This is a genomic window from Paenibacillus sp. PvP094 (assembly GCF_040546835.1).
GTDB lineage: Bacteria > Bacillota > Bacilli > Paenibacillales > Paenibacillaceae > Paenibacillus > Paenibacillus illinoisensis.
Genome location: NZ_JBEPOM010000001.1, coordinates 2040250 through 2060000, shown reverse-complemented (window position 1 = coordinate 2060000; position 19751 = coordinate 2040250). Strand labels below are relative to the sequence as shown.

19 protein-coding genes, 2 rRNA genes and 1 riboswitch (1 of these 22 running past the window's edge) are annotated in these 19751 nt (G+C 46.7%); of the genes, 19 read left to right on the top strand and 2 right to left on the bottom strand.

Translation table 11 applies throughout. The features are described from left to right. The 3 genes from ABIC22_RS09665 to ABIC22_RS09655 form a co-directional block, all read left to right on the top strand. Positions 1-1926 (top strand): 23S ribosomal RNA (locus ABIC22_RS09665); it begins 999 nt to the left of the window's first position. A 74-nt stretch (positions 1927-2000) separates the two neighbouring features. Beyond that, positions 2001-2117: ribosomal RNA gene (rrf, locus tag ABIC22_RS09660) — 5S ribosomal RNA — on the top strand. A gap of 202 nt (positions 2118-2319) precedes the next feature. After that, positions 2320-2760, top strand: a complete 441-nt coding sequence (locus ABIC22_RS09655; RefSeq protein ID WP_354480429.1) for a hypothetical protein — start codon at positions 2320-2322, stop codon at positions 2758-2760. A 656-nt stretch (positions 2761-3416) separates the two neighbouring features. On the opposite strand, the gene ABIC22_RS09650 is transcribed toward ABIC22_RS09655, so the two are convergent. Further along, positions 3417-3941, bottom strand: coding sequence for a hypothetical protein (locus ABIC22_RS09650; protein ID WP_127540835.1), 525 nt, complete (start codon positions 3939-3941; stop codon positions 3417-3419). Positions 3942-4418: 477 nt separating this feature from the next. Here ABIC22_RS09650 and ABIC22_RS09645 point away from each other — a divergent pair, with 477 nt between their 5' ends. The 12 genes from ABIC22_RS09645 to rsmI all read left to right on the top strand — a co-directional run bounded on the left by ABIC22_RS09645 (position 4419) and on the right by rsmI (position 13884). Next, a complete protein-coding gene (locus tag ABIC22_RS09645; RefSeq protein ID WP_095293335.1) occupies positions 4419-4604 on the top strand; it encodes a sigma factor G inhibitor Gin in 186 nt (61 codons plus the stop codon). 288 nt (positions 4605-4892) lie between these two features. Next, positions 4893-6572: an aminotransferase class I/II-fold pyridoxal phosphate-dependent enzyme gene (locus ABIC22_RS09640; RefSeq protein ID WP_354480424.1), complete on the top strand. Its 1680-nt coding sequence runs from the start codon at positions 4893-4895 to the stop codon at positions 6570-6572. A gap of 126 nt (positions 6573-6698) precedes the next feature. Beyond that, positions 6699-7157, top strand: a complete 459-nt coding sequence (locus ABIC22_RS09635) for a CidA/LrgA family protein (RefSeq protein WP_354480421.1) — start codon at positions 6699-6701, stop codon at positions 7155-7157. Continuing rightward, positions 7133-7825 (top strand): LrgB family protein, encoded by a 693-nt coding sequence (locus ABIC22_RS09630; RefSeq protein WP_354480418.1) that lies wholly within the window; start codon positions 7133-7135, stop codon positions 7823-7825. The genes ABIC22_RS09635 and ABIC22_RS09630 overlap by 25 nt, the downstream gene beginning before the upstream one ends. A gap of 227 nt (positions 7826-8052) precedes the next feature. Continuing rightward, on the top strand, positions 8053-8700 hold the full coding sequence (gene tmk / locus ABIC22_RS09625) for a dTMP kinase (RefSeq protein ID WP_354480415.1): 648 nt from the start codon (positions 8053-8055) through the stop codon (positions 8698-8700). Positions 8701-8759: 59 nt separating this feature from the next. Beyond that, positions 8760-9089, top strand: coding sequence for a cyclic-di-AMP receptor (locus ABIC22_RS09620; protein WP_017691391.1), 330 nt, complete (start codon positions 8760-8762; stop codon positions 9087-9089). 284 nt (positions 9090-9373) lie between these two features. Then, a complete protein-coding gene (locus ABIC22_RS09615) occupies positions 9374-9817 on the top strand; it encodes a YaaR family protein (RefSeq protein WP_127540844.1) in 444 nt (147 codons plus the stop codon). 9 nt (positions 9818-9826) lie between these two features. Beyond that, positions 9827-10798 carry a DNA polymerase III subunit delta' gene (gene holB, locus ABIC22_RS09610; RefSeq protein WP_095293341.1) on the top strand — a complete coding sequence of 324 codons (972 nt, stop codon included), beginning with the start codon at positions 9827-9829 and terminating at the stop codon, positions 10796-10798. 118 nt (positions 10799-10916) lie between these two features. Further along, positions 10917-11717 (top strand): PSP1 domain-containing protein, encoded by an 801-nt coding sequence (locus ABIC22_RS09605; protein WP_095293342.1) that lies wholly within the window; start codon positions 10917-10919, stop codon positions 11715-11717. Positions 11718-11745: 28 nt separating this feature from the next. After that, on the top strand, positions 11746-12114 hold the full coding sequence (yabA, locus tag ABIC22_RS09600; RefSeq protein ID WP_095293343.1) for a DNA replication initiation control protein YabA: 369 nt from the start codon (positions 11746-11748) through the stop codon (positions 12112-12114). Between the two features lie 99 nt (positions 12115-12213). Beyond that, a complete protein-coding gene (locus tag ABIC22_RS09595) occupies positions 12214-13002 on the top strand; it encodes a tRNA1(Val) (adenine(37)-N6)-methyltransferase (protein ID WP_095293344.1) in 789 nt (262 codons plus the stop codon). Next, complete coding sequence (rsmI, locus tag ABIC22_RS09590; protein WP_354480409.1) at positions 13003-13884, top strand: 16S rRNA (cytidine(1402)-2'-O)-methyltransferase; 882 nt, start codon at positions 13003-13005, stop codon at positions 13882-13884. A gap of 281 nt (positions 13885-14165) precedes the next feature. Here the strand turns inward: rsmI and ABIC22_RS09585 are convergent, their stop codons facing one another. Further along, positions 14166-14420 (bottom strand): AbrB/MazE/SpoVT family DNA-binding domain-containing protein, encoded by a 255-nt coding sequence (locus ABIC22_RS09585; RefSeq protein ID WP_024633700.1) that lies wholly within the window; start codon positions 14418-14420, stop codon positions 14166-14168. Positions 14421-14738: 318 nt separating this feature from the next. Here ABIC22_RS09585 and ABIC22_RS09580 point away from each other — a divergent pair, with 318 nt between their 5' ends. The 4 genes from ABIC22_RS09580 to rnmV all read left to right on the top strand — a co-directional run bounded on the left by ABIC22_RS09580 (position 14739) and on the right by rnmV (position 19747). After that, positions 14739-16016, top strand: coding sequence for an HD domain-containing protein (locus ABIC22_RS09580; protein ID WP_354480406.1), 1278 nt, complete (start codon positions 14739-14741; stop codon positions 16014-16016). A 310-nt stretch (positions 16017-16326) separates the two neighbouring features. Next, positions 16327-17097, top strand: a complete 771-nt coding sequence (locus ABIC22_RS09575; protein ID WP_174818735.1) for a TatD family hydrolase — start codon at positions 16327-16329, stop codon at positions 17095-17097. A gap of 242 nt (positions 17098-17339) precedes the next feature. Next, positions 17340-17593, top strand: a riboswitch (cyclic di-AMP (ydaO/yuaA leader). 271 nt (positions 17594-17864) lie between these two features. Then, positions 17865-19049 carry a resuscitation-promoting factor gene (locus ABIC22_RS09570; protein ID WP_127540850.1) on the top strand — a complete coding sequence of 395 codons (1185 nt, stop codon included), beginning with the start codon at positions 17865-17867 and terminating at the stop codon, positions 19047-19049. Between the two features lie 152 nt (positions 19050-19201). Continuing rightward, positions 19202-19747: a ribonuclease M5 gene (gene rnmV, locus ABIC22_RS09565; RefSeq protein ID WP_354480401.1), complete on the top strand. Its 546-nt coding sequence runs from the start codon at positions 19202-19204 to the stop codon at positions 19745-19747. Positions 19748-19751 lie beyond the last annotated feature (4 nt).

Genomic DNA, 19751 nt, shown 5'->3' with positions numbered 1-19751 from the left:
GAGTGCTAAGATCCATTGTCAAAAGGGAAACAGCCCAGACCATCAGCTAAGGTCCCCAAGTGTGTGTTAAGTGGGAAAGGATGTGGAGTTGCACAGACAACCAGGATGTTGGCTTAGAAGCAGCCACCATTGAAAGAGTGCGTAATAGCTCACTGGTCGAGTGACTCTGCGCCGAAAATGTAACGGGGCTAAACACACCACCGAAGCTATGGCTTGATGCTTGCATCAGGGGTAGGGGAGCGTTGTATAAGGGTTGAAGGTGTACCGTAAGGAGCGCTGGACATTATACAAGTGAGAATGCCGGTATGAGTAACGAAAAGATCAGTGAGAATCTGATCCGCCGAAAGCCTAAGGGTTCCTGAGGAAGGCTCGTCCGCTCAGGGTAAGTCGGGACCTAAGGCGAGGCCGAAAGGCGTAGTCGAAGGACAACAGGTCGAAATTCCTGTACCACCGTAAATCGTTACGAGCGATGGGGGGACGCAGTAGGGTAGTGACGCAGGCTGATGGATGCCTGTCCAAGCAGTAAGGCTGATGTGTAGGCAAATCCGCACATCGTAAGGCTGAGCTGTGATGGGGAGTGAAAATTACAGTAGCGAAGGTCATGATCTCACACTGCCAAGAAAAGCCTCTAGCCAGATGAAGGTGCCCGTACCGCAAACCGACACAGGTAGGCGAGAAGAGAATTCTAAGGCGCGCGGAAGAACTCTCGTTAAGGAACTCGGCAAAATGACCCCGTAACTTCGGGAGAAGGGGTGCCCCGGTAGTGTGAATAGCACGAGGGGGCCGCAGTGAAAAGGCCCAAGCGACTGTTTAGCAAAAACACAGGTCTGTGCGAAGCCGTAAGGCGAAGTATACGGGCTGACGCCTGCCCGGTGCTGGAAGGTTAAGGGGAGCGGTTAGGAGCAATCCGAAGCTGTGAACCGAAGCCCCAGTAAACGGCGGCCGTAACTATAACGGTCCTAAGGTAGCGAAATTCCTTGTCAGGTAAATTCTGACCCGCACGAATGGCGTAACGACTTGGGCGCTGTCTCAACGAGAGATCCGGTGAAATTTTAATACCTGTGAAGATGCAGGTTACCCGCGACAAGACGGAAAGACCCCATGGAGCTTTACTGCAGCTTGATATTGAATTTGGGTACGATCTGTACAGGATAGGTGGGAGCCTTTGAAGCATGAGCGCCAGCTTGTGTGGAGGCACCGTTGGGATACCACCCTGATCGTATCTAGGTTCTAACCTGGTGCCCTCAGCGGGTACGGGGACAGTGTCAGGTGGGCAGTTTGACTGGGGCGGTCGCCTCCTAAAGAGTAACGGAGGCGCCCAAAGGTTCCCTCAGAATGGTTGGAAATCATTCGAAGAGTGCAAAGGCATAAGGGAGCTTGACTGCGAGACCTACAAGTCGAGCAGGGACGAAAGTCGGGCTTAGTGATCCGGTGGTACCGCATGGAAGGGCCATCGCTCAACGGATAAAAGCTACCCTGGGGATAACAGGCTTATCTCCCCCAAGAGTCCACATCGACGGGGAGGTTTGGCACCTCGATGTCGGCTCATCGCATCCTGGGGCTGAAGTAGGTCCCAAGGGTTGGGCTGTTCGCCCATTAAAGCGGTACGCGAGCTGGGTTCAGAACGTCGTGAGACAGTTCGGTCCCTATCTGTCGTGGGCGTAGGAAATTTGAGAGGAGCTGTCCTTAGTACGAGAGGACCGGGATGGACGTACCGCTGGTGTACCAGTTGTTCCGCCAGGAGCACCGCTGGGTAGCTATGTACGGACGGGATAAGCGCTGAAAGCATCTAAGCGTGAAGCCCCCCTCAAGATGAGATTTCCCAGTATGTAAGACCCCTTGAAGACGACGAGGTAGATAGGCTGGGGGTGGAAGTGCAGTAATGCATGGAGCTGACCAGTACTAATCGGTCGAGGGCTTATCCAAATTGCAGGTTGTAAGTCGCAGGTTTCGTTTCGGATCTAGTTTTCAGAGAATGATCTCTGAGTATAGCAGCATCGTTTGGTGGCGATGGCGGAGGGGTTCCACACGTACCCATCCCGAACACGACCGTTAAGCCCTCTAGCGCCGATGGTACTTGGACCGAAGGGTCCTGGGAGAGTAGGACGCTGCCAAGCAAAGAACCACTGCCGAAGTATCTCGGTGGTGGTTTTTATTTTGTTTATAAGGCTGTATTAAGTGAATGCAAGCGTCATCAGAAGGTAACAGTATTGTTACAGAATATAAGTAGGAAATCAGTATAATAGGACTATGTTAAATATGCTAAAAGTACCTGACCACAGAGCTGTGAAATGTGCAGCTGTGAAAAGGAGGGTGTGTGTGTTAAGTTGGCGGAGACTTGGGCTGTATTCATTTCTAATGATTGGTTTGTTGGGTGTGCTTACAGGATGCGGTGATGCCGGACCTTCCTGGACTTCTTATGAAGGCGCAGTCAACGAGAAGAGTTTCCCTGTACCGAAAGTAGCGAATAGATCGGACCAATCCGGAAACAATTCGGAGATGGACTATGTTCGATATACATTGTCAGGTATAAGTGAGAGCACCAGCTTGCCGGAAGTATATCTAGACGAGATTAAAAGCTGGGGCTGGACAGAGACACAAGCCAAGAGTACATCAAATACCTCAAACTCTCTTCGTGTGTTTGCTAAAGAGGGGCATATTGTGCATCTAGCTGTACATGATGGATTCTTTACGCTAATGGTACCTCGGAATGATACTGCGACAACAACAGTGAAATCCCTTGCTGATGATGAAGAGTAAGAGTAAGAGTACGGTTTGTTTTGTAACATTGTAATGTTCAGACGATACAAGTTCCCGTAAGCCTACGGGGGCTTTTTTTATTTCATTGAAAGAGGTAGATCCTGTGCGTTGCTTTAGAAGTCTAATGGAGTCCATTCTAGAACCTGGCCTAAGATTAAGATGAGTTGAGCTTCATAAGCTGTCAAGTTACTGCACGTACCATGGGCTCCATGGAAGTCGATACTCCTATATTAGAGGGAGGGCCCTAAAGCAGCTTCTATAAGCATATAGGGATCTCAGTCATGGTAGTCCAAGCCACTAGTTAAAGCGTAAAGACATGAGCTGAAAATAGTCTTGAGACGAAGAGCAGTAGAAATATGGCTGCTTAATGGGGTACAGTTTAAACGGCTACAATGTCTGATCACTAGATAGAGGATGAGAACGGGAATAAAATATGTGGGGATAACCTTGTTAGCTTGTACCCATGCTGTGGATAAAAGAAAGGTTAGTTAGATCAAACAAAGGTTATCCACTGTGGATAACCTTTGTTCATTATTAAAGAGTAGAAGAATGCTCAATTGCTTATGAAGACCATGGGACATTTTCCAAGCCAAGCTGGGAGCATAGTTTATGTATTACACTTGTACATGATGCTTTTCATAAAAGAGGTAAAGGCGTTATTGCAGATAGTACGAAACGTCCTCTTCATTTAGCTTGATTAATCCGTCTTTGCGTTCACGTGAGAGAATCATAACCACGTATAGGCGAGGGACGAGCAGCCACAGATGCCAGAAAATCAGTGAAAGCGTGAAGGACAGCGGAGACCAGATCAGGCAAACGGTAATGATGCATAGTCCAATCCAGCTCATGTTCAAATGTACTCTGACAAACATACGGTAGCTAAAGTGCTGATCCGGAATATAACCTAACCAAGGCATATGGAAGTTCCAGCGCCAGCGTTTGGCATAAGAGGCACGGACCAGAAGCAATATGGTTCTGGCAATGACGTAATGAATCCATAGGGTGATCGGCCCTGCCAGCAGAAAAAAGAAGAGGCCGGTCCAGGAGAATGCCAGTAGATTAAAGAAGAGCATAATGATAGGCAAGCACAGATAGCTGTAGATGACACTGCGGGCAATAGCCTTTTTTTTCAGAAGCCGGTATTGATAAAATGTAGCTTTATTCTCCGGTTCAGCGGTCATACGATTACAAATCCTCCTTCTGGGATCACGTTTCGTGTGTGGACGTATGCTTGTACGTTGCTGTCATGCAAATGATCCATATGCGTATAGGAACCTTGGAAGCGCTATAGGGATGATGTACAAGTTTAAGAGTAGGAGACCTCATACAAGTATATCCACGAACATCCTGGCTGTCAGGTTCTGATGTATTATATATCGGCTGAAAATCAAAGTTTTTTTAAGATTATAGAATATAAGTTTTTAGTGGAGGTGAAGTTGAAAGTGTATATATGAGGGAGAAGATATAAGCTTTTGAAAAGCATGAGTGCAGAAAAGTACGAGCGGTATGCGATTTGTTAAACTTTTGAATCGGTACAGACACCCAATGGGTGGTGGGCGAATATATATATTTTACAGAAAGAAAGCACTATGAAAAGGTTTAAAATAATAGAAACTGTGCAATACTGATAGTAAACGTAAAACAAGGTGGGATGGTTGATGGAAGAACACACCGAACACACATGTATTATCTGCGAACAGAAAAAAAGAGAAGGCATTTTTATTGTATCTGAATTTATATGCGATGCTTGCGAAGCAGAGATGGTTCATACTGATGCACAGGATGCCAAATACAATTATTTTATACACCAAATGAAACAGATTTGGGTGCAAAAAAACGCATAATGACCATAAGCCGAAACATCCATTGATGTAGGTGTATTCAGGGGCCCATAGGGCCTTTTTCTGTTTGATACGGAGGATTGTAGAACAGAGGATCAGGAAGAGCCGCGGATTTGGCAAAAAGACTGATATAATAAAAGGGGTAATGAGGAGCAGAATAAGAGTAAACTTGTGCTTTTCACTTAATGCCCGATCGAGAGAGGGACAGTTCGCAAAAGAACTCTTATTATAATAGGAAGTTAAAGAGCAAACGTGAATTCAAATTTAGTGATTATATAGGAAGGTAATTCTATGAAATATAAACCATATCATGCTCCTTTGTACGAGGCTCTGCTTCATTACCAGGAGTCAGGGAATCGTTCTTTTCATGTGCCTGGGCATAAGAATGGACAAGCTTATCGAGGTTTGATGAATGCAGAACATAGGAAGCAGCACGGAAGTTCTGACGTTATACCAACGGCGGCCTTTCTGGACATGATGCAGATGGATGTAACGGAAATTACCGGTACGGATGATCTGCATCATCCAGAAGGGGTGATTCTGGGAGCTCAACAGCTGGCGGCTGATTGTTTTGGTGCGGAGGAGAGCTTCTTCCTTGTGGGGGGAAGTACGGCAGGTAATTTGGCTATGCTGCTTACGGTGTGTGATGAGCCACAAAGTATCGTGCTTGTCCAACGTAATGTACATAAATCAGTCATTCATGGTCTGATGCTTGCTGGGGCCAGAGCTGTGTTTCTGGAGCCGCATGTTGATCCATCCAGCGGACTTGCCGTTATGCCGTCGGCAGGGACGATTGAGGCTGCTGTCCAGGCATATCCTGAGGCAAAAGGGGTACTTGTTACTTTGCCGAATTATTACGGCATGGGCGCTGATCTGACGCCCATAGCCGACATATGTCACGCTGTGGGCATGCCACTGCTCGTGGACGAAGCGCATGGCGCGCATTATGGACAGCATCCAGAGCTGCCTGCTTCAGCCTTGTCATGCGGAGCGGACGGGGTGGTGCAGTCGACCCATAAGATGCTGTCTGCCTTCACCATGGGAGCCATGCTGCACATTCAGGGACCGTTGTTGAATAGGTCCCTGCTGAGGCAGCGCCTGGCCATGGTGCAGAGCTCAAGCCCATCATACCTGGTGATGGCTTCGCTTGATCTTGCGCGCCGACTGCTGCATGTGCAGGGCGCAGACACCTTCACGGCGGGGCTTGCCGCCGTGGATGCCTTCAAGCGCGGCCTTGCAGAGCTGCCGCGCTTTCAGCTGCTGCAGCCTGTGCAGGCGCTGCAGCAAGAGCCGCCAGCCGGGGCAGAGCCGGCTGCTGGCGGTAATAAGGCCGCCGATGCATCGGGGCGGCCAACAGCACCTCCCGCGGCGGCGATGCCTTCTGCCGCGGGCTACACCGCTCAGGACCCCTTCAAAGTCGTCATATATGACGGGGCGGGGGTACTGAGCGGTTATGGGCTGCAGCAGCAGCTGGAAGCATACGGCTGCGTGCCCGAGATGAGCGACGAACGGTACGTCGTCCTGCTCTTCAGCCTTGGCTCAACGCGAAGTGATGCTGAGCATCTGCTGCAGGCGTTAGAGCACATTAGTCAGGCTAATGAGAATGAGCTTAGGCAAGGCCTGAACGAACCATCAGCGCAAGCTGCGAAGAAGGCAGTTCACTATATTTCCACGTGGAACAATTTACAAGATGCATCTGTGGAGCCCTTTTCAGAGCCTATTTCGTTTTCCTTGCAATCTATATCAGAAAAAGATACAGCAGAAGTTAAACTGGAAGACTGTGCAGGCTATCGATCCGCTGAGATGATTATTCCTTATCCTCCTGGAATCCCAATTCTATATGCTGGGGAACGAATAAGTCCTGCTGCAGTAAAACGTATACAGCTTCTGAGGGATGAAGGGGCAAGGTTTCATGGCGCAGCGGATGGTACTCTTCAATCATTGAAGATTATAAAGGAAGGGCAGAAGTGAAGTTAAACCAAAAAATGTGGGGATGATACTTACTACTCATTGCGTACTCACTAACTATATTCACTAACTCTTCTTTTCATTAACTCATCCCTCATTCATTCCATTATTCGTACCATCTAAGACATCATGTGCTGTCCGGACATAAGAAAGAAGGGAATTATTTTGGATATTCCGATAAAGAAATATACAGGAATAGTCCTGCAAGTCATGTTAATGTATGGCTTTTATTGGATAGGAACCTGGATACAGTCTATATTGCATCTACCTTTGACAGGCAGCATTGTGGGTATGCTGCTTTTGTTCATTGTCATTCAACTGGGTTGGATCAGGATCAGCTGGGGAAATGAAGGTTCATCCTGGCTCCAGTCCAATCTGCAGTTATTGTTTATCCCGCCTACGGTAGGCATCATTAATCACTTTGATTTTTTTACTGCGAATACAATCTTGCTTGTGTTGGGATTGATCCTCAGTACCCTAGTAACTTGCTTGCTATCTGCCAAAATTGGTGAGTGGCTCATGACGTGGATAAGATCGCATCGAGACAAGAAGGAGGCGATCTCATGTCAACATTCATCATCGGAATAGCTATGATTGCTCTGACTGTGGCCTTGTATATCCCGGCGACTCGTCTATATAAGAGGATAAAGTGGCCTATTCTTATGCCAGTACTCACAACAACGGCAGTCATTGTAGTCATTCTGCTTATTACAGGAATTAAACTGGATACCTATATGCTGGGTGGCAAATGGATACAGGATCTTCTGGGGCCTGCGGTCGTTTCCTTAGCCTTCCCTTTATCCAAACACATGGATGTGCTGAAACGGAACGTCATTCCCATTCTGGGTGGTACGCTTGGAGGAAGCATCGTAGGGATGTTTACCGGAGCATCGGTAGCTCTGCTGCTTGGTTATCCCAAAGATATCGTGATCGCCTTACTGCCAAAGTCAGTCACTACTCCTGTTGCCATCCAGTTGGCAGATCAGGCAGGAGGCAACGCTTCATTTACATCCCTATTTGTAATGATTGCCGGTTTTTCGGGGATATTACTTGGGCCGCTGATGATGAATTGGATTCGAATAAAGGATAATAGTGCCTATGGCATTGGACTCGGCTCAGCTTCTCATGCACTTGGCATGGCCAGATCCTTTGAATATGGCGAGAATGCTGTAGCATTAAGTTCTGTCTCCATGATTGTCAGTGCAATAGCCGGATCATTGTTCCTTCCCTTATGGGTGTCCATTATCTATGGTTGACCGGTCATCTCTATTGAAAATATTGGCGGAATAGCTGACCGCTATCGCTTGATCATGTATAGTATTATAGTAAGAAGCTTGTACAATATGGCCCAAACGACAATACCATGATCATGAACATACACCTCTGGGCGTGTGATTTCATAATCTGAAGTAGAAAGATCAGAGCCATATAACATTCACAGCAGAGTAAGATGCCATTATCGACATAGAAAGCAGGGAAGCATATGCAGGGCAGAGGTAAATTCATTACGTTGGAGGGGGGAGAAGGGTCCGGTAAAACAACGATGATCAGCAGATTGGGTTCTTACTTCGAGGAACAGGGTATACCTTACGTAGTTACTCGTGAACCTGGCGGGATCGAGATCGCGGAGAAAATACGTGCTATTATCCTTGACCCTCTCCATACGGCAATGGATGCGCGTACCGAAGCACTGCTCTATGCAGCTGCACGCAGCCAGCACTTGGCCGAGAAGGTGGAACCGGCGCTGAAGGCAGGCAAGACGGTCATCTGCGACCGCTTTGTCGACAGCAGTCTGGCATATCAGGGTCATGCACGTGGGCTCGGAATAGAGAATGTCTGGGCCATTAACCGGTTCGCAATAGGTGAGCTCATGCCGGATGTTACACTATATCTGGACATCGAGCCTGAAGCAGGTCTTGCCCGGATTGATGCCCACGATGGACGTGAGGTAAACCGTCTGGATCTAGAGAGTCTGGAATTCCATCGTAAGGTTAGAGAAGGGTACTTCCTGTTAAAGGAACAATTCCCGGAACGAATCCAGGTTATTGATGCTTCCAGACAGCCTGATAAAGTCGCAGCAGCATTGATTTTGTCGCTGGAGACAGGGATTTTGAAGGATTTTGGCGAGTAATTGTCTAATATATAGACAGGGCATTTCAAAGGTGCTTATTCTGAAGGAGGTTATGCAGGATGAAACTGATTGTTGCGATTATACAGGATAAAGACAGCAACCGATTATCCAGCGCATTGGTCAAAGCTAATTTTCGGGCAACGAAATTGGCCAGTACCGGTGGATTTTTGAAGGCAGGCAACACGACGTTTATGATCGGTGTCGATGATGGTCAAGTCGAGTCCGTAATGAATGTCATTCGCAGCAGCTGTAAGGTTCGTGAACAGCTCGTGACCCCGGTCACACCGATGAGCGGAACAACCGACTCTTACCTGCCGCTGCCTGTTGAAGTCCAAGTCGGTGGAGCTACTGTGTTTGTTCTGCCAGTGGATCGTTTTGAACACTTCTAATAATGCGTTCTGTATCTATGATGCAAAATGATTGCTAGTGTTCTTAGGCGACTTATATGCGTCCTTCTTGATAACAGGAATCGGCGTTTTCCGTCCGAAATTAGGCCATCTTATGAAGGGAATGCTTTCTTTCGGGCGGAAGTTGACTACCAAGCAGGTTAATGGTGGCAAGTTTTATCTACCATTATATATAGAGACTCATACAAGGGTATCTTCCACGCACAGGCGCAGCGCGCACTGTGCTGATGGTCGATGGTCTACTATAATAGAAAGCGGGCATATCGATGAAAATCAATCCTGGATTTAGACCGATGCAGAGCGGGATCAATTCTACTGACTCCAGTTCCAAACCGGTTCAATCCAAAAGTTTCTCTGACATGATGAGCCACCAGGGCGAACGAGCCTCACAAGCCGAGCTTAACCGCCGGCTAAGTGAAATTCAGATGCAGGGCGATCGCTTGGCTCGTTCCATGACGATTCGTGAACTGAAAGCATACAAGCAGCTTGTCAAAAGATTTCTGGAAGAAACGGTTCGCCGGGGTGTATCCATGAAAGAGACCAGAGGATGGGATCGGCGGGGCAGAGGCAAAAGATACAAGCTAATTGATGAAATCGACTCTGCGCTGTTATCCATGGCTGATGAACTGCTCGAAACAGAAGAAGGTAAAATCACGTTATTACAACAAGTAGGAGAAATTCGGGGAATGCTTATTAATTTAAGCTTCTGAGGAGGAAGTATGTCCTTTCAACAAATTATGGGTCAGCAGGCAGCCAAGCAGATGTTGCAGAGCAGCTTGAGACGCCAGGCAATCAGCCATGCGTATTTGTTTAGCGGGCCAGCGGGCAGCGGGCAGCTGAAGACAGCGGTCACGTTTGCCAAAGCCATATTCTGTACAGAGCTTGAAGATGATGCCTGCGGACAATGTCTGGAGTGCCGTAAGGTCGAGCATGGTAATCATCCGGATTTAACGATGCTTGCACCAGATGGAAACAATATTAAAATTGATCAGATTCGGGATCTGCAGCGTATTTTCTCATATCGTTCAGAGGCTGGCCATCCCAAAGTCTATATTATAGAACAGGCAGAAAAAATGACCGTACAGGCGGCGAATAGTCTGCTGAAGTTCCTGGAAGAGCCGCAGGTGCCTGCGGTAGGAATTCTGATTACGGACAATGGTCAAGCCATGCTTCCAACTATCCGTTCACGCTCACAGCTTGTTCCTTTCAGTGCACTGAATCCGGAAGAAATGCTGCAAGCTTTGATTGCGGAGGGGCATCCGGCCAATCTTGCACGTTCAGCGGTTCATTTGGCGTCAGGACTCGAATCATGTAGAGAAATTCTCCAGCAGAATTGGTTTGCAGAAATTAGAAACGTAATGTTACAATTAGGGAAGGAGTCCCTGGGCAGAGGCAGCACATCATTAATCTCTGCACAGCAGAAGCTTTTTAAAACCGGACTCTCAGAACATCTGGATATTATGCTAAGTCTATTCCATTTATGGTTTAGGGATATGCTGTATGTCCAGCACGGTAGGCATGAACATATCGTTTTTATAGATCAGTTGGACATGCTGTCTCAGTTGGCTAATACCCGCAGCACGGAGCAGTGGGTGTCCTATATGGATTTGGCCGCAGCATGCAGAAAAAAATTGCGTTTCAACGTCAATGGCCAGCTTTGTCTGGAGCAATTTTTGATCGGTTTGGCATAAGGCTGGGGAGAGGACAGTTTTAGTTCCATTCATATGCAAACGGTTATTACTTCGGAGGGTTCCCTAAGAAGACAGGGCTTCAGACGAAGTGGGATTGGCTTACAAGGGGGTTAATTTTTTGTATAGTGTAGTGGGTGTCCGTTTCAAAAAAGCGGGCAAAATTTATTACTTCGATCCCCTGGACCTTCCCATTGAGAAAGAAAACTGCGTTATCGTGGAGACAGCGCGGGGGGTAGAGTACGGTAAGGTAGTTGTTGGCAAGAAGGAAGTAAGCGAGTCCGATGTGGTGCTGCCACTCAAAAAGGTCATTCGGGTTGCGGGAGATACAGATGCCCGTGTGGTGGATGAGAACAAGCGGGCAGCCAAAGAAGCATTCGGTACTTGTTTAAATAAAATCAAAGACCATGGCCTCAAGATGAAGCTGGTCGATGTGGAATTTACGTTTGATCGCAACAAGATCATTTTTTATTTTACAGCTGAAGGAAGAGTGGATTTCCGGGAGCTGGTTAAGGATCTGGCAAGCATTTTTCGGACACGGATCGAGCTGCGTCAGATTGGTGTACGGGATGAGGCCAAGATGCTTGGAGGAATCGGACCTTGCGGCCGTGTATTATGCTGTTCTTCCTGGCTGGGAGACTTTGAGCCGGTATCCATCAAGATGGCCAAAGATCAGAGCCTGTCACTGAATCCGACGAAAATTTCAGGGTTGTGCGGAAGACTCATGTGCTGTCTGAAATTTGAGCATGATAACTATGAAAGTGTGAGAGAAGAACTGCCGGCTGTAGGCAAGTTGGTCGTCACCTCTATGGGTGAAGGGAAAGTTGTCGGCATCAATGCCGGTAATCGCACAGTCCATGTTCAACTGTTCGACATCAGTAAAGTCAAAGAACTTCCGCTGGATGACGTCGTTATCAAGTAAACCATAAAGGTTGCTTCGGGGTGGAAACTTGGAAAAGAAAAATCTGTTTACGCACATTCATGAAATGGAAACCCAATTGGGTCAGTTGCACAGTGATTTAGGAGAGTTAAAAATGATTGTCAAAGAGCTGCTTGAAGATAATCAGCGGCTTACGATTGAGAATGAGCAGCTACGCAAACTGCTCAAGCGTGAGGCTCCGGTAGATCTGCCTGTTTCATCTGCACTGGCTCCAGCCGCTAGACCGGCAGGTCCGGCTACAGGTGAAGATGTGGTAGGTGAAGGATATGATAATCTGGCCCGGCTGTATCACGAAGGATTCCATATCTGCAATGTCTATTACGGACATCTGCGGACGGAAGGCGATTGTCTGTTCTGCCTGTCTTTTTTGAATAAATGAAGTGACCGTAGGGAAGATCCCCTACGGTTTTTTTTCAAGGTTATATACCTAAACTAAAGCTAAAATGCAATATAGAGTACCGGAGGATGAACGTATCATATGACAGCCAATGAAGCTAAAGAAGTAATTTTGCATGAATCAGAACGGATTGATGATCTGCTCTCTCATGATTTGAGAATCATTCAAAGTGATGAAGTATTCAGTTTTTCTATGGACGCCGTATTGCTTGCCCGGTTTGCTTCTGTTCCTAAACGAGGCCGTGTACTCGATTTATGTACGGGGAATGGGGTTGTTCCCATTCTGCTGACAACGCGTACGCAGGCCACCCTGGAAGGAATCGAGATTCAGCCAAGGCTGGCAGATATGGCACGGAGAAGCGTGAAACTGAATGCTCTGGACCAATCGATCACAATTCATGAAGGCGACCTGCGGGAACTGGTGAAACAGACAGGACATGCTGTGTATGATGCGATTACTGTGAATCCGCCATATATGCCGCTAAATGGAAGTGACCTTAAAATGAATACACACCAAGCCATGGCACGTCATGAGTTGGGATGTACATTGGAGGAAGTCATTCAGGCATGCAATCGTCTCGTGCGTAATGGAGGAAAGGTATCCATGGTTCACCGCCCTCAACGGCTAGGGGAGATTATCTCTCTGATGAGGGAGTACAAGCTTGAGCCGAAGCGGATCCGAATGGTACATCCACGCGCTCACCTTGAAGCTAATATGGTGCTAATCGAAGCGCTGAAGGATGGCAAACCCGAAGTGCGCATGCTTCCGCCCCTCATTGTCTACAATGAAGAAGGAACCTACTGTGATGAAATTATGGATATTTATTACGGATCACAACAACCAACGGGTACTACGGAAGGAGGAGTGTAAGTGACTTTGCACATTCAAAAAAGCTATGCGGAAGCCCATGATGGTCGGGGTAAGTTATATTTGGTTGGAACACCGATTGGGAATTTGGATGATATGACATTTCGAGCAATTAAGACATTGCAGAGTTGTGATATCATTGCGGCAGAAGATACAAGGCAAACCCGAAAGCTGCTCACTCATTTTGAGATCACCCCTTCCATGTTGTTTAGTTATCATGAACATAATAAGGCGGCAAGTGGCCCTGAACTGATACGCTATATAATAGAAGGAAAAAATTTGGCACTGGTCAGCGATGCTGGTCTGCCGGCCATTTCAGACCCGGGTTCTGATCTGGTACAACTAGCAATTGAGGCAGGAATTCATGTTATTCCGATTCCGGGTCCCAATGCAGCATTGTCTGCTCTAATTGTATCCGGACTACCGACGGAACGCTTCACGTTCGGCGGCTTTTTGCCGCGCGAGAAAAAGGATATGCGAAAAGTGCTGGAGGGTTTTGACGAATCTAACGGTACGTTGTTGTTTTATGAGTCACCGCATCGTATTCGCAAAACGTTGGTCAATCTGGAAGAGATTCTGGGGGATCGTTCGGTTGTGCTGGCTCGTGAGCTGACGAAGCGACATGAGGAATTTGCACGAGGCACGGTTCGCGAGTGCATAGACTGGCTGGAGGAACATCCGCCGCTTGGAGAGTACTGTTTGCTTGTAGAAGGCATTAAGGAACAGGAGCGTAAAGCAGAGCGTGAAGCCTGGTGGCAGCAATTGTCCCTGGAGGACCACGTCAGCCATTATGAAGGCGAAGGACTTCACCGCAAAGATGCGATGAAAAAAACAGCAGCGGACCGAGGATTAACGAAACGTGATGTATATAACGCGCTGATCTAATCCTCTGCATGATCCAAACATACGGTTAAATAGGGGAACATAACCTGAAAAGTTTCTTATTGGAAACCTTACAGAAATATTAAAAGTCACAGGCGGTGCAAAAATAAATCTTGAATTTTTTCACCGCTTTCCTGGTTATGTCATGCCTGCATTTATGGTTGGTCCGAATAGGGTAATAAAAAAAAGACCTTCCAACGGTGGGGTTCACACCGGGAAGGCAAGTAAGGAATATAAAAAGGTTAGAATTAACAATTCAATAAGTCCATTATACCTGAAATTTCTTATTTTGTCACAGGTGCAGGGATTTCAGAAATACATTCGTTACAAACGATTTTACCTTTGAAGTATGTAACGTTCTCAGCGTTACCACAGAAGATACAAGCTGGCTCGTATTTTTTCAACATGATGCGCTCACCGTCAACATAGATTTCCAGAGCATCTTTTTCACCGATACCCAGTGTACGGCGCAATTCGATTGGAATAACTACCCGTCCCAGTTCGTCTACTTTTCTAACAATACCTGTTGATTTCATCATTATAATCAGTGCTCCTCTCAGCTACTTATCTTTGTCATTATTCGACATTATTTTATGTTTTATGATACTCATCATACCAACGATTCCCAAAACAGTCAACCTTAAAATTAGCTTAAAATTAAGGCTGTTTTGGATAAGATTACGGGTGGCAAGGGGTTAAGAGCGATTTTTCATATTTAAACATCAATGTCAGCTTTGTCGATTTGGAAAACATTAAAAGTGCCTTATTCGACAAAATTCGTCATTGTGTGTCGAATAATTGGGCTGGTTAGGGCTGAAAGCGACAAACACAACTCAAAAACAAGGGAGCGAAGCGACATGGAACAGCGTTTAACCGAAGAGAAAGTGTTTAAAGATCCGGTACATAATTATATTCATGTGCAAGATCCGATCATATGGCAGTTGATCAATACTCCAGAGTTTCAGCGCTTGCGACGGATCCGTCAGTTGGGAACATCCTATCTGACTTTTCACGGTGCTGAACACAGCCGGTTTTCACACTCATTGGGTGTTTACGAAATTACACGGAAGATTATCTCTCAATTTGAAAGAAGTCACTACTCCGATTGGCCTAAGGAAGAAAAAGCCGTTGCACTCTGCGCTGCATTATTGCATGACTTGGGTCACGGGCCATTCTCTCACTCCATTGAAGAAGCCTTCGACATGAACCATGAGGACTGGACCTGCCGAATTATCCTTGGGGATACCGAAGTGGGGGCGATCCTGAGACGGGTTGCTCCCGATTTCCCGGAGAAGGTGGCATCTGTTATTCAGAAAACATATGAAAAGCCAATCGTCGTGAATTTGGTCACTAGCCCACTTGATGCAGACCGGATGGACTATTTGCTTCGGGATGCATACTTTACAGGTGTAAACTACGGAACCATCGACCTTGACCGCATCCTGCGAATGCTTCGTCCTTATCACGGGAGAATTGTAGTCAAGGAATCCGGTATGCATGCCGTGGAAGACTATTTGATGTCACGATACCAGATGTACTGGCAGATTTACTTCCACCCGGTGACCCGAAGCTCCGAAATTATCCTGAGACAAATATTTAAGCGTGCAAAAGAGCTAGTAAAGCAGGGGTTCCAATTCCGTTTCATGCTGGAGCCACTGCCGCAGCTGTTTGACGGAGTGCTCTCTGTTGATGAATATCTCCAATTGGATGAAGCTTTAATACAGACCACATTCATGCAGTGGCGTCAAGAGAACGATTCTGTTCTGAGCGAGTTATGCGAACGTTTTATGGATCGCAGGCTGTATAAGTATGTAGAGGTTGAACAGATCGATGTGGAAACGATTGAAGAAATTCGGGTTGCCTTTGCCAAAGCGGGTCTTCATCCCGAGTATGATCTGGAAATTGATTTTCCGACGGATCTTCCGTATGATGTTTTTCGTCCGGATGAATCGACAGACAAACAGATTCTGCTGCTGGATAGACAGGACAAGTTGCATGAATTATCCGAGGTTTCGGACATCGTCCGTTCAATCAGCGGTATACATCGTGGTAAGCACCATCTGTACTATCCGCAAAACAAGGTGGACGCCATCATTCACGAGCTGCCATCTCATATTCGCCCATACTTCTCATGATTATGAAGTGAGCCGTGGAGAGCAAAAAATTTACAAATTAGCTATGACAGAAAGAATTTCTATTTCGAGATATTATCATGATACAGTAATCTGCTTTAATGGAGAGTATATGTAGATCGACATAATTTTGTAATGTACACTTTTTTTGAACAAGTTGAGGTTATAAGGGCTCCTATATATAGTAGAAATTAAATTTGGTAATTCCACATGTTGTACTCTGAAAAATCAATGATGATGATAAAATGGGTGCATTTTATAGGATTTTGATTGGGATAGAAAACAGTTATTCGACAGGAAGGGAGAAATACAAATGATGTTATTCGACACACATACACACCTGGATGCACCGCAATTCGACGAGGACCGCGAGGAGATGATTCAACGTGCTGTAGACGCCGGGGTTGGCCGTATGATCAATGTCGGTTTCAACCGGGAGACCATTCCATCCACGATGAAGCTTGCCGAAACGTATGATTTTATATATGCTGCTGTAGGCTGGCATCCTCAGGATGCCATTACGATGCAGGAGGGCGATCTCGAGTGGATTGCGTCTCTGTGCAAACATGAAAAAGTCGTTGCCATAGGCGAGATTGGCCTGGATTATTATTGGGACACTTCACCCAAGGATGTGCAGCATCGTGTATTAAGACAACAGATCGGACTGGCTCGTGAACTTAACATGCCTATTGTCATTCATAATCGCGATGCTCATGAGGATATTGTCAAAATTTTGCGTGAAGAGAAAGCTGGACAAGTCGGGGGTGTCATGCACTCTTTCTCAGGAAGCTGGGAAACGGCAAAACTCTGTCTTGATCTAGGGTTCCATCTATCCTTCGGTGGACCAATTACGTTCAAAAATGCCAAGCAGCCGAAAGAGGTACTGGCGAAGGTACCGATGGACCGATTTTTCATTGAAACCGACTCCCCATATCTTACACCACATCCTTATCGTGGAAAACGAAATGAAACAGCGCATGTACGTCTGGTTGCAGAAGCAGCTGCGGAAATTAAAGGCATTTCGGTAGAGGAAATTGCTGCAATAACGACCAAAAATGCCATGGAACGATTTGGAATTCGTTAAAAAACGAAGCAAATGCGGTGAAAAAGAGAGGTAGACGGAGCGAATTTGCTTTTTGATCCAAATAAATGAAGAATATTACAATATTTTAACCAAATATTTAGAAAAACGTACTTGAACAACGCTTTACAACATGCATCGAAACAGGATATCATCTTTTCAGTGAATTGTTGTGAGGAAAATTGGACAGATGTTCGGGGGATGAACAAAGGGACACTTTCCGATGACACAACAATACTTTTCATGAACCGATCTCGCTGAGTCTCCGTTAACGGAGAGCGGGGGAACCAATAGGGCTTAAACATCAGTGTTAGCAGCTGATGCGCATCGTTCGCTGACCCAAAAGCAGCGGATGCATTTGCGAAGCACTATTTGATTTCTTCTTTGGGTCTCGGGGTGAATTCAAGGGCATCCGCCATGAGCGGGTGACCGGAGATAGGGCGGCTCTCTTTCGCCCGAACCCGACAGCTAACCTCGCAAGCGGAAAAAGAGAGGCAACCTCGTGCATGAATTTCCGATATTCAAAATCATTCGGAAGCCACGAAAGAGTTCCTCTTACACTCTTTCTTTGGCTTTTTTGTTTTTGAATAAAAGAAATAAGGTCATCATACGGTAAGAATTCAGGTGGTGACATCATGTTGCGAAGAGTGGTTCATGGTGCAGAACCGGTTATTGAGATATCGATCAGTTCTGTAGAAAATTTGGTATAGTCGCGTCAAAGACATCATGCATTAACTTTAGACGGCGAGGCTATGAAGGAGGACGGAGAAGTGGGCACATTCCAACCAGAAGAGACCCATGAGTCACGATCATCCAGTAAGTCTTACGCGTTGCGGTGGAAGCATGAGAACATGCGTCAAATGGCACTGATCGCTATTTTCTCAATCGCGCTTACAATCATGATCTTGTTAGTCGTTTACGGTCAAGCCGGGAAACAAATTTCGCTGGTTATTGATGGCAAAGCTCAAGCGGTAGAGACTCGTACAGGAATGCTTCAAGAAATGCTGGAGGAGCAATCAATCACAGTCAGCCCCCACGATGAGGTATCCATGCCTTTGAACGGGGCAATCGCAGATGGAGACCGCATTGTTATTGAGCGGGCCGTTCCAGTCAACATTACGGCAGACGGAGACACCAAGACTCTGTATACAACCGATTCATCGGTAGAAGATGCAATTCAGAAATCTGGAATTGAAGTTGCCAGTGAGGATAAGGTTTATCCTGCGCTCGCAACACCAATCAAGGCAGATATGAAAATTCGCGTAGTGCGTGTAACAAAGCGTACAGTGGAAGTGGAACAGCCGATTGCGTACAAAGTAATCAAAACGGCTGACCCTAGCTTGTACAAAGGTGACAATCGCGTCATCGTAAACGGCAAAGAAGGTACACTTGTACAGCATATCGAAAAGGTGTTTCAGGATGGAGAGCTAGTCTCCAAAAAGATGGTGGGCAAATCGGTATCGACCAACCGTGTCGATAAAGTTATTGCTGTCGGAACCAAAGCAAAACCTGTTGTGAAGCAGCCGGAGATTCAGACGGTATCGGCCCAAACCTCCACAGCAAAGAAAGCAACGACAACGAACTCGAAGAAAACCGCTGCATCAGGCAGCAAAGTGATTACCGTCTCAGGCACTTCTTTTAAATATTCTAAAGTACTTAAAAATGTATCGATGACCGCGTACTCTTCTGAGGAGCCTGGCATTGGTACAAAAACAGCTTCCGGTACCCGGGTAACTGAAGGACGGACCATTGCGGTCGATCCAAAAGTGATTCCGATCGGCTGGTGGGTGTACATTGAGGGCCTCGGCTTCCGTCGTGCGGAAGATACCGGCGGCGCCATTAAAGGCAACAAAATCGATGTGTATTATGACAGTGTAAAGCATGCCCTGAATTTCGGACGTAAGAAAGGCAAGACGGTATATGTGATCGGTCCGGTTAAGCCGGAAGCGAACTAAAATCGTTTTACTTTGAAATGGGAATGCTATAAAATAGTTGCATGAATGAATCATGCGGAATATGCGGCGGTGGAGTCTGAATAGGCTCGCCGCCGTTTGGCAGAGAAGAGGATATTCCTCTTCTTTTTGCGTTAGAAAGGAAGAAATGGAACATGATAAAAGAAGTCATTGTGGTAGAAGGACGCGACGATACCGTCGCCATCCGGCGGGCTGTTGAGGCAGACACCATAGAGACCGGCGGATCAGCCATCAATCAGCGAATCCTGAAGCGAATTGCACTGGCACAGGAGAGACGAGGGGTGATTGTTCTTACGGACCCGGATCATGCCGGTGAGCGCATTCGCAAAATCATTGCAAATAAGGTCCCAGGCTGCAAGCATGCTTTTATTCCGGAAGCGGATGCAACCCGTAAAGGGGATATCGGGGTCGAGAATGCCTCACCTGAGGCAATCCGCCATGCGCTGGAGCGTGTGCATACCTCGTATGAGGGTATACCGAGCCAGATCGATTGGGAGGACTTGATTGCAGCAGGACTGATTGTGCACCCGCAGGCAGCCGCAAGACGTATGGAGATGGGGAATCTGCTGGGCATCGGTTACTGCAACGGAAAGCAGTTCCACAAGCGGCTGGGTGTATTCCAAATTAGCCGGGAAGAGTTTTCTGCAGCATTATCGCAAATTGAACGTGAAGGATTGTGAGCGT

Coding starts and splice junctions, on each gene's coding strand:
- ABIC22_RS09585 (WP_024633700.1), bottom strand. CDS start 14,420: ATGATGAAATCAACAGGTATTGTTAGAAAAGTAGACGAACTGGGACGG.
- ABIC22_RS09630 (WP_354480418.1), top strand. CDS start 7,133: ATGTCAACATTCATCATCGGAATAGCTATGATTGCTCTGACTGTGGCC.
- ABIC22_RS09615 (WP_127540844.1), top strand. CDS start 9,374: ATGAAAATCAATCCTGGATTTAGACCGATGCAGAGCGGGATCAATTCT.
- ABIC22_RS09635 (WP_354480421.1), top strand. CDS start 6,699: ATGTGCTGTCCGGACATAAGAAAGAAGGGAATTATTTTGGATATTCCG.
- ABIC22_RS09640 (WP_354480424.1), top strand. CDS start 4,893: ATGAAATATAAACCATATCATGCTCCTTTGTACGAGGCTCTGCTTCAT.
- ABIC22_RS09650 (WP_127540835.1), bottom strand. CDS start 3,941: ATGACCGCTGAACCGGAGAATAAAGCTACATTTTATCAATACCGGCTT.
- ABIC22_RS09580 (WP_354480406.1), top strand. CDS start 14,739: ATGGAACAGCGTTTAACCGAAGAGAAAGTGTTTAAAGATCCGGTACAT.
- ABIC22_RS09620 (WP_017691391.1), top strand. CDS start 8,760: ATGAAACTGATTGTTGCGATTATACAGGATAAAGACAGCAACCGATTA.
- ABIC22_RS09575 (WP_174818735.1), top strand. CDS start 16,327: ATGATGTTATTCGACACACATACACACCTGGATGCACCGCAATTCGAC.
- holB (WP_095293341.1), top strand. CDS start 9,827: ATGTCCTTTCAACAAATTATGGGTCAGCAGGCAGCCAAGCAGATGTTG.
- ABIC22_RS09645 (WP_095293335.1), top strand. CDS start 4,419: ATGGAAGAACACACCGAACACACATGTATTATCTGCGAACAGAAAAAA.
- tmk (WP_354480415.1), top strand. CDS start 8,053: ATGCAGGGCAGAGGTAAATTCATTACGTTGGAGGGGGGAGAAGGGTCC.
- rnmV (WP_354480401.1), top strand. CDS start 19,202: ATGATAAAAGAAGTCATTGTGGTAGAAGGACGCGACGATACCGTCGCC.
- ABIC22_RS09595 (WP_095293344.1), top strand. CDS start 12,214: ATGACAGCCAATGAAGCTAAAGAAGTAATTTTGCATGAATCAGAACGG.